We start from the raw sequence: 14,845 nt of genomic DNA, 5'->3' as shown, positions 1-14,845 counted from the left end.
GCGGTTTATTGCGCAAGCTTCTGTAACTCGTCCTTTGAAAGGCCGGTCATTTCCATAATTGCGTCGGTATCAAGACCCCGTTTGAGCATTGCTTTTGCTACATCAGTAAGGGCAAGGCGCCTCCCTTCTTCACGGCCTATCTGTTTTAGTTGATCCGCCATTGTCATCAGTTTGTCTCCATGCTGCGGCACACGCTGTGCCAGCTTATACAATAATGTTTGAACATCTTGTGTATTCCCTGCTTGCACCATGTAGTTTACCAGCACGGTTAATTGTTGTCCGCTCATCTTATTCAGCATAAACAGGCGGGTAAGTTTATCCAGCAACTGCGCCATGTCGCGCTGGCGAATATGTTTTTGTACCAACGTCAGCGCCGCCATACTGCGATGCTGCATAATCTCATCATCCGGAATAACCGTCACATCCACCAGCGGAAACGGTGTGCTGTAAAGCTGAAGGGCGGTTCCTGAGTCCTCAAAGTGATCCAGCTAGTTCATTGATCCTTGCCATGGGCTTTGCTTACCATGGTAAAAGAGCACAGGAATAACCAGCGGTAACGTGTTGTTTCCCGCCTCAAGATGACGTTGCATCGCTGCGATAGCGTAGCGCATCAGGCGAAATGACATATGCTTGTCCGGTGAGCTTTGATGCTCAATGAGCACATGTACATAGCCATGCCCGCTGGTGGTTTCCAGTGAGTAGAGAATATCGCTGAAATAGGGGCGCAGATCATCCTCCACGAAGCTGCCTGATTCCAGACGGAGCGTTTCCAGTTTGAAGATTTTGATTAACGAGGGAGGAAGATGAAGTTCGATAAAGTCCCGAGCGGTTTCCACGCGGGAGAGGAAGGTCTTAAATACTGCGTCATGTGGTGTCGTTGCTTCCGCCATCGTTCATCATCCGTGAGAAGTGAATATGGCGGCATTCTGGCATTAGCAATCAACGTCTAACAGTGCAGAATAAAAGGCTTTTCTACCTTTGCGGCGAAGTACGAGAACTCACGTCCAAACGCTCTTACTGTTAGCATTTTATTGCGAGCGTCGTTCCATTTGCTAGGCATGCCTTGCCGACGCCAGCAGGGCGCCTATCAGCATAAACAGTGAACCAAACACTTTGTTCAGCGCTTTCATTTGCTTTGGCCCCTTAATCCAGCCAGCAATGCGCGTAGCCAACGTCGCGTAACCGATCATCACAATAATATCGACCACGATGGTCGTGACGCCAAGCACCACATACTGCATCACCTGCGGTTCCTGTGGCAGGATAAACTGCGGGAACAGGGCGGCAAGAAAAACAATGCTCTTGGGGTTGGTCAGATTTACAAAGACCGCGCGTTTGAACAGTCGGCTGCGCGATTGCGTATTCGCCATGGTGTTCAGATCGATAGCGCCCGCCGCGCGCCATTGTTGGATCCCCAGCCAAATCAGGTACGCCGCACCCGCCCACTTCAGCACTTCAAACGCGATCGCTGAACGTGAAAATAGCGTTCCCAGCCCTACGCCAACCAAAACGATATGAATGACCAGCCCGGTCTGTAGACCTGCAATCGACGCGCTGGCACCACGATAACCGTGGCTGATAGCGGTGGTCATGGTGTTGATTGCGCCAGAGCCTGGAGACAAGCTCAAAATAATAGAGGTCAGCAGGTAGGCGAACCACCATTCAAAGGTCATGAGAAACTCCCGGATTGTCTATTTTTATGCCACAATACGCTACTGTCGGTACGTTGTATCAGACATGGCAAAAAAAACGATTTTACTTGGTCAACGAGGCTGGATACCCGATGTTTCAGCAGCAAAAAGACTGGGAAACAAGAGAAAACGCGTTTGCTGCTTTTTCCATGGGACCACTGACAGACTTCTGGCGTCAGCGGGAAGAGGCGGAATTTACGGGCGTAGATAATGTTCCCGTACGCTTTGTTCGTTTTCACGCAGAGAAAAACGATCGTGTCATCGTCGTCTGTCCTGGACGCATTGAAAGCTATGTGAAATACGCTGAACTGGCGTATGACCTGTTTCATTCTGGTTTTGACGTTCTCATTATCGATCACCGTGGCCAGGGGCGTTCCGGGCGTATGCTTTCGGACCCGCATCGCGGTCATGTGGATAACTTTAATGACTATGTCGACGATTTAACCGCTTTCTGGCAGCAGGAAGTGTTACCCGGTCCGTGGAGAAAACGCTATATACTGGCGCATTCTATGGGCGGGGCGATTGCCACGTTGTTCCTGCAGCGTCATCCGAATCAGTGTGATGCCATTGCGCTTTGCGCGCCGATGTTTGGTATTGTGATGCGCTTTCCCGACTGGATGGTGCGTCAAATTCTGGACTGGGCTGAAGGGCATCCACGGATCCGCGAGGGCTATGCCATGGGGACCGGGCGCTGGCGGGCGCTGCCATTCGGGATGAATGCGGTAACCCATAGTCGACAGCGCTATCGGCGCAATCTACGCTTCTATGCCGATGAACCTCGGCTGCGCGTGGGCGGTCCTACCTACCACTGGGTACGTGAAGGGATTCTGGCGGGTGAACAGGTCCTGGCCGGGGCGGGGGATGACGCGACGCCAACATTACTGATTCAGGCTGAAGAAGAGCGTTTGGTGGATAACCGTATGCACGATCGCTTTTGTGAACTCCGCGCCGCAGCGGGCCATCCTGTAGAGGGAGGTCAGCCGCTTGTCATTAAAGGCGCGTACCATGAGATCCTTTTTGAAAAGGACGCAATGCGCTCAGTCGCGCTTAACGCTATTGTCGAATTTTTCGACAAGCATAACTCATCCAGCGGAACCCGCTTTGCCTAGAGGTTTAATTTTCTTATGTATCAGGTTGTTGCGTCTGATTTAGACGGTACGCTGCTTTCCCCCGACCATACGTTGTCCCCTTATGCCAAAGAGACACTGAAATTATTGACCGCACGTGGCGTTAACTTTGTGTTTGCGACTGGCCGTCATCATGTTGATGTGGGGCAAATTCGCGATAACCTCGGCATTAAAACCTACATGATCACATCCAACGGTGCGCGTGTGCACGATTCTGCCGGGAATCTGGTGTTTACCCATAACCTGGATCGCGACATTGCCAGCGACCTGTTTGGTGTGGTGAATGCAAACCCGGACATCGTGACCAACGTTTATCGTGATGATGAATGGTTTATGAATCGTCATCGTCCGGACGAAATGCGCTTCTTTAAAGAAGCGGTATTTAACTATTCTCTGTTTGAACCTGCGCTACTGGAGCCTGAAGGCGTCAGCAAAGTGTTTTTTACCACCGATTCTCATGAAAGGCTGCTGCCGCTGGAGCAGGCGATTAACGCTCGCTGGGGCGATCGCGTCAACGTCAGCTTCTCTACGCTTACCTGTCTGGAAGTGATGGCTGGCGGCGTGTCGAAAGGTCATGCGCTGGAAGCGGTGGCGAAAGCGATGGGCTACAACCTGAAGGACTGTATCGCTTTCGGTGATGGCATGAACGATGCGGAAATGCTCTCCATGGCTGGCAAAGGCTGCATCATGGGCAACGCGCACCAGCGCCTGAAAGATCTTCATCCGGAACTGGACGTGATTGGACTCAACGCCGATGATGCCGTGCCACACTATCTGCGTAAGCTCTTTTTGCAGTAACACCATCGTTCGTTAGTTGACCAGTTGTCAACTAAAAACTTCGCTACAATGGGTGTACCTTTTGTTAAGAGACATCCATTGTGGCGTTACTCATCATTACCACAATTCTGTGGGCCTTTTCCTTTAGCCTGTTTGGCGAGTACCTTGCCGGTCATGTCGATAGCTATTTTGCGGTGCTGGTGCGCGTTGGGTTGGCGGCGCTGGTGTTCCTGCCATTTTTACGTACCCGTGGGCACAGCGTAAAAACGATCGCGCTGTATATGCTGGTAGGGGCCATGCAGCTTGGCATTATGTATATGCTGAGTTTTCACGCCTATCTGTACCTGACGGTTTCAGAGCTGCTGCTCTTTACCGTACTAACGCCGCTCTACATTACGCTAATTTATGACCTGATGAGCGGACGTCGTCTGCGCTGGAGCTACGCCTTCAGTGCATTGCTGGCGGTGATCGGTGCGGGGATCATTCGTTACGACCAGGTGACCAGCCACTTCTGGACCGGCCTGCTGTTGGTACAGCTATCCAATATCAGCTTTGCCATTGGTATGGTGGGCTACAAGCGTCTAATGGAAACACGGCCAATGCCGCAGCACAACGCCTTTGCCTGGTTTTACATGGGGGCATTTATGGTGGCGATAGTGGCCTGGTTCATGCTGGGTAATGCGCAGAAAATACCTGCAACCACGCTACAGTGGGGCATCCTGGTGTTTCTTGGCGTGGCGGCGTCCGGCATTGGTTACTTTATGTGGAACTACGGCGCGACTCAGGTGGATGCGGGTACGCTGGGCATCATGAACAATATGCATGTGCCGGCCGGGCTGTTGGTTAACCTGGCTATCTGGCATCAACAGCCTCACTGGCCGAGCTTCATCATTGGTGCGGCTGTGATAGTGGCCTCACTGTGGGTACATCGAAAGTGGGTCGTTCCGCACTCCGTACAAACGGCAGGTGATCGCAGGCGTGATTCCGCGCTGAGCGAATAAACGCTTCCGTGACCGGTTGTCGCTGCTCGCCATCGCGCACGGCGGCGTACAGTCGGCTCCACAATCCATCACCCAGGGTTTTGGTTACCACCAGGCCCTGGCGCTCAAAACTCTCCACTACCCAGTGTGGTAAAGCCGCGATACCCATTTTAGCTGCAACCATCTGAATCAGCAGCAAGGTGTTATCCACACTCTTCAGCGACGGGCTAACGCCCGCAGGTTGCAGGAAATGCCGCCAGACATCCAGCCGACTCCGTTGTACCGGATAAATAAGCAGCGTCTCGCTGGCTAAATCCTCCGGGGTGATTTGGGTTTTGCTGGCCAGCGGATGGTCCGGCGCCAGGACCAGGCGTACTTCAAAATCAAACATCGGCGAGTAGTGCAATCCGCTGCGCGGCAGAATGTCGGAGGTCAACACCAGATCCAATTCATCCTGCTGTAGCGCAGGTTGCGGATCGAACGTCACGCCGGATTTAAAGTCCATTTCCACCTGCGGCCAGTTGGCACGAAAATTCTCCAGCGCGGGCGTCAGCCATTGGATACAGCTGTGGCATTCAATCGCGATGCGTAGCCGGGTTTGCTGCGGTTCGTTGCAGGCCTGTAGCGCGCGACCGATTTGCGGCAACACCTGGTTTGCCAGCTGCAGCAAAATTTCGCCCTGCGGCGTAAAGCGCAGAGGCTGACTTTTACGGATAAAAAGACGAAAGCCGAGGCGTTGCTCCAGATCGCTGAACTGGTGAGAAAGGGCGGATTGGGTCTGATGCAACGTCGCCGCTGCGGCTGCCAGCGAACCACTATTCCGCAACGCCTGGAGCGTTTTCAGGTGTTTAATCTCGATCATGAAAGTCCTTCACTTCGGCATGAACAAATTGCGCTTGAGGAATATACAGTAACCGCCAATTATGGATGTGTAAACATCTGGACGTCCAAAACTTGTCATATTTCGGCTTGCAGATGCGTTGGCTTCCTCGCTTACCCCAGTCACTTACTTCAGTAAGCTCCTGGGGATGCGCTGTGTCGCCGCCTTCCTGCAAACCGAACTATTTAGAGTTTTTGCTTCAGATTCAATAAAATAAGAGAGGAAGAAAAATGACAATATTGAATCACACCCTCGGTTTCCCTCGCGTTGGCCTGCGTCGCGAGTTGAAGAAAGCGCAAGAAAGCTACTGGGCGGGAAATTCTTCCCGTGAAGAATTGCTGGCCGTTGGCCGCGAGCTGCGCGCCCGCCACTGGGATCAGCAGAAGCAGGCGGGCATTGACCTGCTGCCGGTGGGCGATTTTGCCTGGTACGATCACGTGCTAACCACCAGCCTGCTGCTCGGCAACGTTCCGGCGCGTCATCAAAATAAAGACGGCTCGGTTGATATCGATACTTTATTCCGCATTGGCCGTGGCCGCGCCCCGACGGGTGAGCCCGCGGCGGCGGCAGAAATGACCAAATGGTTTAATACCAACTATCACTACATGGTGCCGGAATTCACCAAAGGTCAGCAGTTCAAACTGACCTGGACCCAACTGCTGGATGAAGTGGACGAAGCGCTGGCGCTCGGCCACAAGGTGAAGCCTGTGCTGCTTGGGCCGGTAACTTACCTGTGGCTGGGTAAAGTGAAGGGCGAACAGTTTGACCGTCTGACCCTGCTGAATGACATTCTGCCGGTTTACCAGCAGGTGCTGGCTGAGCTGGCGAAACGCGGTATTGAGTGGGTACAGATTGATGAACCCGCGCTGGTACTGGAGCTGCCGCAGGTTTGGCTGAACGCCTTCAAACCCGCGTATGATGCGCTGGCAGGGCAGGTAAAATTACTGCTGACCACTTATTTTGAAGGCGTAACGCCAAACCTGGATATCATTACCGCGCTGCCAGTGCAGGGTCTGCACGTTGATTTCGTTCATGGCAAAGATGACGTTGCCGAGCTGCACCAACGTCTGCCTGCCGACTGGCTGCTGTCAGCCGGTTTGGTAAACGGTCGTAACGTCTGGCGCGCCGATCTCAGCGAAAAATATGCGCAAATCAAAGATATCGTCGGCAAACGTGATCTGTGGGTGGCTTCTTCCTGCTCTCTGCTGCACAGCCCGATTGATTTGAGCGTGGAAACCCGGCTTGATGCGGAAGTGAAGAGCTGGTTTGCCTTCGCGCTGCAAAAATGCGGCGAGCTGGCGCTGTTGCGCGATGCGTTGAACAGCGGCGATACGGCGGCAATTGTGGAATGGAGCGCACCGATCCAGGCGCGTCGTCACTCTACCCGCGTACACAACGCCACAGTGGAAAAACGTCTGGCGGCGATCACCGCCCAGGACAGCCAACGCGCCAACGCTTACCCGGTTCGCGCCGAGGCACAGCGTGCCCGTTTTAATCTGCCGGCATGGCCGACCACGACTATCGGATCATTCCCGCAAACCACCGAAATTCGCGGTCTGCGTCTGGACTTCAAAAAAGGCAATCTTGATGCTGCCCACTATCGCACCGGTATTGCGGAGCATATCAAACAGGCGATTGTTGAGCAGGAACGTCTGGGGCTTGACGTGCTGGTACACGGTGAAGCCGAGCGTAATGACATGGTGGAATATTTTGGCGAACACCTGGACGGTTTCGTCTTTACCCAGAACGGTTGGGTGCAGAGCTACGGCTCTCGCTGCGTGAAGCCGCCGGTGGTGATTGGCGACGTCAGCCGCCCGGAAGCGATCACCGTGGAGTGGGCGAAGTACGCGCAGTCGCTGACCGACAAGCCGGTAAAAGGCATGTTGACCGGTCCGGTGACCATTCTCTGCTGGTCGTTCCCGCGTGAAGACGTGACGCGTGAAACCATCGCGAAGCAGATTGCGTTGGCGTTGCGTGACGAAGTGGCGGATCTGGAAGCGGCGGGTATCGGTATTATTCAGATTGATGAGCCGGCGCTGCGCGAAGGTCTACCGCTGCGTCGCAGCGACTGGGCCGCGTATCTGGCATGGGGGGTAGAAGCTTTCCGCATTAACGCGGCAGTGGCGAAGGATGAAACCCAGATCCATACCCACATGTGTTACTGCGAGTTCAACGACATCATGGATTCCATTGCCGCGCTGGACGCGGACGTGATCACCATTGAGACCTCGCGCTCGGATATGGAGCTGCTGGAATCGTTTGAGGAGTTCGACTATCCGAATGAAATCGGACCGGGTGTGTACGACATTCACTCGCCGAACGTCCCGAGCGTGGAGTGGATTGAGGCTCTGCTGAAGAAGGCCGAGCAGCGTATTCCGGCGGAACGTCTGTGGGTGAACCCGGACTGCGGCTTGAAAACCCGCGGCTGGCCGGAAACCCGTGCCGCGCTGGCTAACATGGTCAAAGCAGCGCAGAACTTGCGTCAGGCGTAAAAATAAAACGGAGGCTAACGCCTCCGTTTTGATGATCGGTTTGCCTGGCGATACTTACTTCTTCTCGCCGTATTGCGCGAACCACTCCAGCATTCTCTGCCAGCCGTCTTTGGCCGACTCTTCGTGGTAGCTCGGGCGGTAATCGGCATTAAATGCATGCCCGGCATCGGGATAAACCACAATTTCCGCTTTAGCATTGGCGGCGCGTAGTGCCTGACGCATCGTTTCGACGGTATCCTGTGGGATACTGGTGTCCTGACCACCATAAAGTCCCAGGACGGGGGCGTTAAGATCGGTGGCGATATCAACGGGATGTTTCGGCGAGTTGAGGGTCTTATCACCCACCAGTTTGCCATACCACGCTACCGCTGCTTTTAACTGCGGATTGTGTGCGGCATACAGCCAGGTGATGCGTCCACCCCAACAAAAACCAGTGATCATTAATCGATGAGCATCCCCACCGTTGCGGGAGGCCCAACTGGCGACGTGGTCCAGGTCGGCCAGTACCTGAGAGTCAGGCACTTTGGCGACAAGGCCGCTGAGCAGCGTGGGGATATCGGCAAAGTCATTGGGATCGCCTTCGCGGAAGTAGAGCTCTGGTGCAATAGCCAGATATCCTTCCAGGGCCAGACGGCGGCAAACATCACGAATGTGTTCATGAATGCCAAAAATCTCCTGCACGACAATAACCACGGGCAGGGGGCCATCGGTCTGTTTTGGTCGTGCGTGATACGCTGGCATATCATCGCCCTGTGAAGGTATGGACGTTACACCGGCGATAATTGCGTTATCCGGTGTGTGAACCGTGGTAGACGTCGGTGGAGATACAGCAGGTGCAAAGCCAGATTGTCGTGTCGTCATGGTATTCTCCGTACCCTTAAATATTCAGCCAAAAAGCGCATTATTAACTATAGACATATGCAACGTACCACATTGCCTTAAACGGTCTATCTTTTGTGCAAGGTGTCCTTACAACACGCTGTTTATGTGATATCCGTCACTATTTAATGGCAATCGAATGCAATTGATTTACATCATGGTGATGTCTGTCACGAAAATTTGTTTATACCTTCGGTAAAGTGTGTTTTTGCTTCTTCTGACAAAACCGATTCACAGAGGAGTTTTTATGTCTAAGTCTGATGTTTTTCATCTCGGCCTCACTAAGAACGATTTACAAGGGGCTACGCTTGCTATCGTCCCTGGCGACCCGGAGCGTGTGGAAAAGATCGCCGCGCTGATGGATAAGCCGGTTAAGCTGGCATCCCATCGCGAGTTCACGACCTGGCGTGCTGAGCTGGATGGTAAAGCCGTGATCGTTTGCTCTACCGGTATCGGCGGCCCGTCCACCTCTATTGCCGTAGAAGAACTGGCGCAATTGGGCATTCGTACCTTCCTGCGTATCGGTACGACTGGCGCTATTCAGCCGCATATCAATGTGGGTGATGTGCTGGTCACCACTGCGTCTGTCCGTTTGGATGGCGCAAGCCTGCACTTCGCGCCAATGGAATTCCCGGCCGTTGCTGACTTCGAGTGCACCACTGCGCTGGTGGAAGCGGCGAAATCTATCGGTGCGACTACCCACGTGGGTGTCACCGCGTCTTCTGACACCTTCTACCCGGGCCAGGAGCGTTATGACACCTTCTCTGGTCGCGTAGTGAGCCGTTTCAAAGGCTCAATGGAAGAGTGGCAGTCCATGGGCGTCATGAACTACGAAATGGAATCCGCAACGTTGCTGACCATGTGCGCAAGCCAGGGCCTGCGTGCAGGTATGGTTGCTGGCGTTATCGTGAACCGTACTCAGCAAGAGATTCCTAATGCGGAAACGATGAAACAAACGGAAAGCCACGCTGTGAAAATCGTGGTGGAAGCTGCCCGCCGTTTACTGTAATTCTCCCGTCTGTTCAAAAAGGCCGACGCGTTCGGCCTTTTTATTTTGCGTAGTGCCTCGCAGGAAATTCCTTTTAAACTGGACGTTTATACAGCACAATTCTATTTTGTGCGGGTAAGCCGTTGCTGTAAGGGGGCGTTGTGGATATTACAATTATGATGAGTGCCGTGTTGGCATTAGCCGCAGGGCTGCTGGTGGGGTGGCTGGCGACAAAAGCGCGGGCCGATCAGCTCCGTGCCGACCTCATCGAAGAGCGACGTGAACTGGATATTGCGTTAAGCGCAGCCCGTCAACAGCTCTCGCAGGAAGCCCACTGGCGCGACGAGTGCGAACTACTCAACAACGAATTACGCAGCCTGCACAGCATCAACACCTCTCTGGAAGCCGATCTCCGTGAAGTCACTACCCGGCTGGAAGCGACGCAGCAGCATGCGGAAGATAAAATCCGCCAGATGATCAACAGCGAACAACGCCTGAGTGAACAGTTTGAAAACCTGGCGAATCGCATTTTTGAGCACAGCAACCGCCGCGTAGATGAGCAAAACCGTCAAAGTCTGAACAGCCTTCTGACACCGCTTCGCGAACAACTGGACGGTTTTCGACGTCAGGTTCAGGATAGCTTCGGTAAAGAGGCGCAAGAGCGCCATACCCTGGCGCACGAAATTCGTAATCTCCAGCAACTTAACGCGCAGATGGCGCAGGAAGCGGTAAACCTGACGCGGGCCTTAAAAGGCGATAATAAAACTCAAGGTAACTGGGGTGAGGTGGTACTGACGCGGGTACTTGAAGCCTCCGGTCTGCGTGAAGGTTATGAATACGAAACCCAGGTTAGCATTGAAAACGATGCCCGTTCGCGAATGCAACCCGATGTCATTGTCCGGCTACCGCAGGGTAAAGATGTGGTAATCGACGCAAAAATGACGTTGGTTGCCTATGAGCGCTATTTTAACGCGGAAGATGAATATACCCGCGAGACTGCGTTGCAGGAACATATCGCCTCGGTGCGAAACCATATTCGTCTGTTGGGCCGTAAAGATTATCAACAGCTTCCCGGGCTGCGTTCGCTTGACTATGTGCTGATGTTTATTCCCGTCGAGCCCGCTTTTTTGCTGGCGCTGGACAGACAACCCGAACTGATAACCGAGGCGCTTAAAAATAATATTATGCTGGTCAGTCCCACCACGTTGTTAGTGGCATTGCGCACGATCGCCAACCTGTGGCGCTACGAGCATCAGAGCCGTAATGCGCAACAAATTGCCGATCGGGCCAGCAAACTTTATGACAAGATGCGCTTGTTTGTGGATGATATGTCGGCGATTGGCCAAAGTCTGGATAAAGCCCAGGACAACTACCGCCAAGCGATGAAAAAACTCTCTTCAGGCCGTGGAAACGTCCTGTCACAGGCAGAGGCGTTTCGCAGTTTAGGTGTGGAAATTAAGCGCGAGATAAATCCTGAGCTGGCTGAACAAGCCACTACGCAGGATGAAGAGTACCGCTTGCGCGCGGTCCCTGAGACGCAACAGGATGAGCCTTACCCTGATGACAAAGCGGTAAATCAGCAATCAAACTAGTCCATTTGGGGTAGTTGAACCGGGCAGAAGGGTAGGGCAAATTGGCCCAATCTGTTACACTTCTTGAACATTTTTTGAATGAGCAGGCACTGAGATGGTGGATAATTCACAAGAAACGACGCACTTTGGCTTTCAGACCGTCGCTAAAGAGCAGAAAGCTGACATGGTGGCCCACGTTTTTCATTCTGTGGCCTCGAAATATGACGTTATGAATGACTTAATGTCATTTGGCATTCATCGTTTGTGGAAACGCTTCACCATTGATTGCAGTGGCGTGCGTCGCGGTCAAACCGTTCTGGATTTGGCAGGCGGTACGGGCGACCTGACGGCGAAATTCTCTCGCATGGTGGGTGAAACCGGTAAAGTCGTACTGGCGGATATCAATGACTCAATGCTCAAAATGGGTCGCGAAAAGCTGCGTAATATCGGCGTAGTGGGTAACGTTGAGTACGTTCAGGCGAATGCGGAAGCACTGCCTTTCCCTGACAACACGTTTGACTGCATTACCATTTCTTTCGGTCTGCGCAACGTAACGGATAAAGACAAAGCTTTACGATCCATGTATCGCGTGTTGAAGCCGGGCGGACGTTTACTGGTGCTGGAGTTCTCCAAACCGATTATCGAACCGCTGAGCAAGGCCTACGATGCTTATTCTTTCCATGTTCTGCCGCGCATAGGTTCCATGGTCGCAAGCGATGCGGACAGTTACCGCTATTTGGCGGAGTCCATTCGCATGCATCCCGATCAGGACACGCTAAAAGCAATGATGCAAGATGCCGGGTTCGAAAGCGTTGATTACTACAACCTGACGGCTGGTGTCGTTGCGCTGCATCGTGGTTACAAGTTCTGACAGGAGATTGGGGATGCCTTTAAAACCCTTAGTGACCGCAGGCGTTGAAAATCTGCTCAATACCTTTCTGTATCGTTCTCCTGCGCTGAAGTCAGCCAGAACACGTTTACAGAGCAAGGTGCTGCGTGTTGATCTTAAAGGATTTTCAACACCTTTAGTCCTGGTGTTTAGTGAACGCCAGGTCGATGTGCTGGGGGCATGGGAAGGCGAAGCCGATTGCACAGTAATCACGCATGCCAGCGTGTTGCCGAAATTACGCGACCGCCAGCAGCTTACCACGCTTATTCGCAGCGGTGAGCTGGAAGTTCAGGGTGATATCCAGGTGGTGCAGAATTTTGTTGCTCTGGCCGATCTGGCTGAGTTTGATCCCGCAGAATTGTTAGCGCCCTATACCGGCGATATCGTCGCGGAGGGGGTCAGCAAAGTCTTGCGTGGTGGCGCGAAGTTCTTGCGCCATAACATTCAGCGCCAGCAGCGCTATGTAGCCGAAGCGATCACCGAAGAGTGGCGTATGGCTCCCGGTCCGCTTGAGGTTGCATGGTTTGCAGAAGAAACGGCAGCCATTGAACGCGCGGTCGAATCTCTGGCCAAACGGCTGGAAAAACTGGAGGCCAAATGACGCCAGGTGAAGTACGGCGCCTTTATTTCATCATTCGCACTTTTTTAAGCTACGGTCTTGATGAACTCATCCCCAAAATGCGTATTACGCTGCCGCTTCGGTTGTGGCGTTACTCGTTGTTCTGGATGCCCAATCAGCATAAAGACAAACCGCTGGGAGAAAGGCTGAGACTGGCTTTACAGGAACTCGGCCCGGTGTGGATTAAATTTGGGCAAATGCTCTCCACTCGCCGTGACCTTTTCCCACCGCACATCGCCGATCAGCTTGCGCTATTGCAGGATCGCGTTGCCCCATTCGATGGGCAGCGAGCAAAAGAACAAATCGAAGAAGCCATGGGCGGGCTGCCCGTCGAGGAGTGGTTTGATGATTTTGAGATCACGCCGCTGGCATCTGCGTCTATTGCCCAGGTCCATACCGCGCGATTGAAATCCAATGGTAAAGAGGTGGTGATCAAAGTTATCCGCCCGGACATACTGCCGGTCATTAAAGCGGATTTAAAACTAATCTACCGCCTTGCGCGCTGGGTTCCTCGCCTGCTGCCGGATGGCCGTCGCCTGCGACCAACAGAAGTGGTCCGCGAGTATGAAAAAACGTTGATTGATGAGCTGAACCTACTGCGCGAATCGGCGAACGCAATTCAGTTGCGACGTAATTTTGAAGATAGCCCGATGCTGTACATCCCGGAAGTGTATTCCGACTATTGCAGTCAGAACATGATGGTGATGGAGCGCATATATGGTATCCCCGTATCGGATGTCGCAACGCTTGAGAAGAATGGCACCAACATGAAGTTGTTGGCTGAACGCGGTGTACAGGTCTTCTTTACTCAGGTCTTTCGCGATAGTTTTTTCCATGCGGACATGCATCCTGGGAATATTTTCGTCAGTTATGAGCACCCTGAAAACCCGAAGTACATTGGTATTGATTGCGGGATTGTGGGTTCTTTAAATAAAGAAGATAAGCGCTATCTGGCTGAAAACTTCATCGCGTTCTTTAACCGAGACTACCGCAAAGTTGCCGAATTGCACGTGGATTCAGGTTGGGTTCCGCCCGATACCAACGTTGAAGAGTTTGAATTCGCCATTCGTACCGTGTGCGAACCGATATTCGAAAAACCGCTGGCGGAGATTTCCTTTGGTCACGTGCTGTTGAATCTGTTTAACACCGCGCGTCGATTCAACATGGAAGTCCAGCCTCAGTTGGTTTTGCTCCAGAAGACGCTGCTGTATGTTGAAGGTGTCGGACGACAGCTCTACCCACAGTTAGATTTGTGGAAAACGGCTAAGCCGTTTCTCGAATCCTGGATTAAAGATCAGGTCGGTATTCCGGCGCTCGTCAGGGCATTTAAAGAAAAAGCCCCGTTCTGGGTCGAAAAAATGCCAGAAATACCTGAACTGGTGTATGACAGTTTGCGCCAGGGCAAATATTTACAGCACAGTGTTGATAAGATTGCCCGCGAGCTTCACGCGAATCATGTGCGTCAGGGACAATCCCGTTATTTATTGGGCATTGGCGCAACATTGTTGCTAAGTGGAACATTCCTGCTGGTAAGCCGTCCTGAGTGGGGGCTTATGCCAGGCTGGTTAATGGCGGGAGGCGTCATAGCCTGGCTAATCGGCTGGCGCAAAATGCGCTGAATTTTTCATCGCCCAAGGCAGGCCGTGTAACGTATACTACGGCCTTATTAATTCATCATCTATGACAGAGGAACATGTATGGGTGGTATCAGTATTTGGCAGTTGTTGATCATTGCCGTCATCGTTGTACTGCTATTTGGCACCAAGAAACTCGGCTCCATCGGTTCCGATCTTGGCGCGTCTATTAAAGGCTTCAAAAAAGCGATGGGTGATGATGAACCTAAGCAAGATAAAACCAGCCAGGATGCTGATTTTACTGCTAAATCCATCACCGATAAGCAGGGCGAAGTGAAAAAGGAAGACGCCAAAAGCCAAGATAAAGAGCAGGTATAA

Annotated in this window: 13 protein-coding genes and 1 pseudogene; 10 read left to right on the top strand and 4 right to left on the bottom strand. The window is 52.8% G+C overall.

Annotated elements, in window-relative coordinates; genetic code table 11:
* Positions 1–5 precede the first annotated feature (5 nt).
* Both FDX04_RS17970 and rhtB read right to left on the bottom strand, forming a co-directional pair.
* Positions 6–890: pseudogene (locus FDX04_RS17970) on the bottom strand (Rpn family recombination-promoting nuclease/putative transposase).
* Between the two features lie 162 nt (positions 891–1,052).
* Complete coding sequence (gene rhtB / locus FDX04_RS17965; RefSeq protein ID WP_137371300.1) at positions 1,053–1,673, bottom strand: homoserine/homoserine lactone efflux protein; 621 nt, start codon at positions 1,671–1,673, stop codon at positions 1,053–1,055.
* A gap of 110 nt (positions 1,674–1,783) precedes the next feature.
* Here rhtB and pldB point away from each other — a divergent pair, with 110 nt between their 5' ends.
* The 3 genes from pldB (at position 1,784) to FDX04_RS17950 (ending at position 4,596) form a co-directional block, all read left to right on the top strand.
* Entirely contained in the window at positions 1,784–2,800 is a 1,017-nt protein-coding gene (pldB, locus tag FDX04_RS17960) for a lysophospholipase L2 (RefSeq protein WP_137348865.1), read from the top strand.
* 15 nt (positions 2,801–2,815) lie between these two features.
* Positions 2,816–3,616, top strand: coding sequence for a sugar/pyridoxal phosphate phosphatase YigL (gene yigL, locus FDX04_RS17955; RefSeq protein WP_042313992.1), 801 nt, complete (start codon positions 2,816–2,818; stop codon positions 3,614–3,616).
* 80 nt (positions 3,617–3,696) lie between these two features.
* Positions 3,697–4,596 (top strand): carboxylate/amino acid/amine transporter, encoded by a 900-nt coding sequence (locus tag FDX04_RS17950; protein WP_042313989.1) that lies wholly within the window; start codon positions 3,697–3,699, stop codon positions 4,594–4,596.
* Here the strand turns inward: FDX04_RS17950 and metR are convergent.
* Positions 4,484–5,437: an HTH-type transcriptional regulator MetR gene (gene metR, locus FDX04_RS17945; RefSeq protein ID WP_038634477.1), complete on the bottom strand. Its 954-nt coding sequence runs from the start codon at positions 5,435–5,437 to the stop codon at positions 4,484–4,486. The two genes, FDX04_RS17950 and metR, sit on opposite strands and share 113 nt — an antisense overlap.
* Positions 5,438–5,685: 248 nt before the next feature.
* Between metR and metE the strand changes: the two genes are divergently transcribed.
* Positions 5,686–7,947 carry a 5-methyltetrahydropteroyltriglutamate--homocysteine S-methyltransferase gene (gene metE / locus FDX04_RS17940; protein WP_137361393.1) on the top strand — a complete coding sequence of 754 codons (2,262 nt, stop codon included), beginning with the start codon at positions 5,686–5,688 and terminating at the stop codon, positions 7,945–7,947.
* Positions 7,948–8,001: 54 nt separating this feature from the next.
* On the opposite strand, the gene FDX04_RS17935 is transcribed toward metE, so the two are convergent.
* The gene (locus tag FDX04_RS17935) at positions 8,002–8,808 is read right to left on the bottom strand and encodes a dienelactone hydrolase family protein (protein ID WP_061381042.1); all 807 of its coding nucleotides are present in this window, start codon (positions 8,806–8,808) and stop codon (positions 8,002–8,004) included.
* Between the two features lie 265 nt (positions 8,809–9,073).
* Between FDX04_RS17935 and udp the strand changes: the two genes are divergently transcribed.
* The 6 genes from udp (at position 9,074) to tatA (ending at position 14,845) form a co-directional block, all read left to right on the top strand.
* On the top strand, positions 9,074–9,835 hold the full coding sequence (udp, locus tag FDX04_RS17930; protein WP_003828923.1) for a uridine phosphorylase: 762 nt from the start codon (positions 9,074–9,076) through the stop codon (positions 9,833–9,835).
* Positions 9,836–9,975: 140 nt separating this feature from the next.
* Positions 9,976–11,406: a DNA recombination protein RmuC gene (gene rmuC / locus FDX04_RS17925; RefSeq protein WP_137371299.1), complete on the top strand. Its 1,431-nt coding sequence runs from the start codon at positions 9,976–9,978 to the stop codon at positions 11,404–11,406.
* Positions 11,407–11,500: 94 nt separating this feature from the next.
* Positions 11,501–12,256, top strand: coding sequence for a bifunctional demethylmenaquinone methyltransferase/2-methoxy-6-polyprenyl-1,4-benzoquinol methylase UbiE (ubiE, locus tag FDX04_RS17920; RefSeq protein ID WP_003017897.1), 756 nt, complete (start codon positions 11,501–11,503; stop codon positions 12,254–12,256).
* A 13-nt stretch (positions 12,257–12,269) separates the two neighbouring features.
* Positions 12,270–12,875: a ubiquinone biosynthesis protein UbiJ gene (gene ubiJ, locus FDX04_RS17915; RefSeq protein ID WP_061381040.1), complete on the top strand. Its 606-nt coding sequence runs from the start codon at positions 12,270–12,272 to the stop codon at positions 12,873–12,875.
* Positions 12,872–14,512: a ubiquinone biosynthesis regulatory protein kinase UbiB gene (gene ubiB, locus FDX04_RS17910; protein WP_006686088.1), complete on the top strand. Its 1,641-nt coding sequence runs from the start codon at positions 12,872–12,874 to the stop codon at positions 14,510–14,512. The genes ubiJ and ubiB overlap by 4 nt, the downstream gene beginning before the upstream one ends.
* 78 nt (positions 14,513–14,590) lie before the next feature.
* Complete coding sequence (tatA, locus tag FDX04_RS17905) at positions 14,591–14,845, top strand: Sec-independent protein translocase subunit TatA (protein ID WP_003017888.1); 255 nt, start codon at positions 14,591–14,593, stop codon at positions 14,843–14,845.

Origin of the sequence: Citrobacter sp. wls615 (assembly GCF_005281355.1) — a bacterium.
Lineage (GTDB): Bacteria > Pseudomonadota > Gammaproteobacteria > Enterobacterales > Enterobacteriaceae > Citrobacter > Citrobacter werkmanii.
Note: the sequence above shows the minus strand (reverse complement) of the source record. Positions and strands in the feature narration are given on the sequence as shown.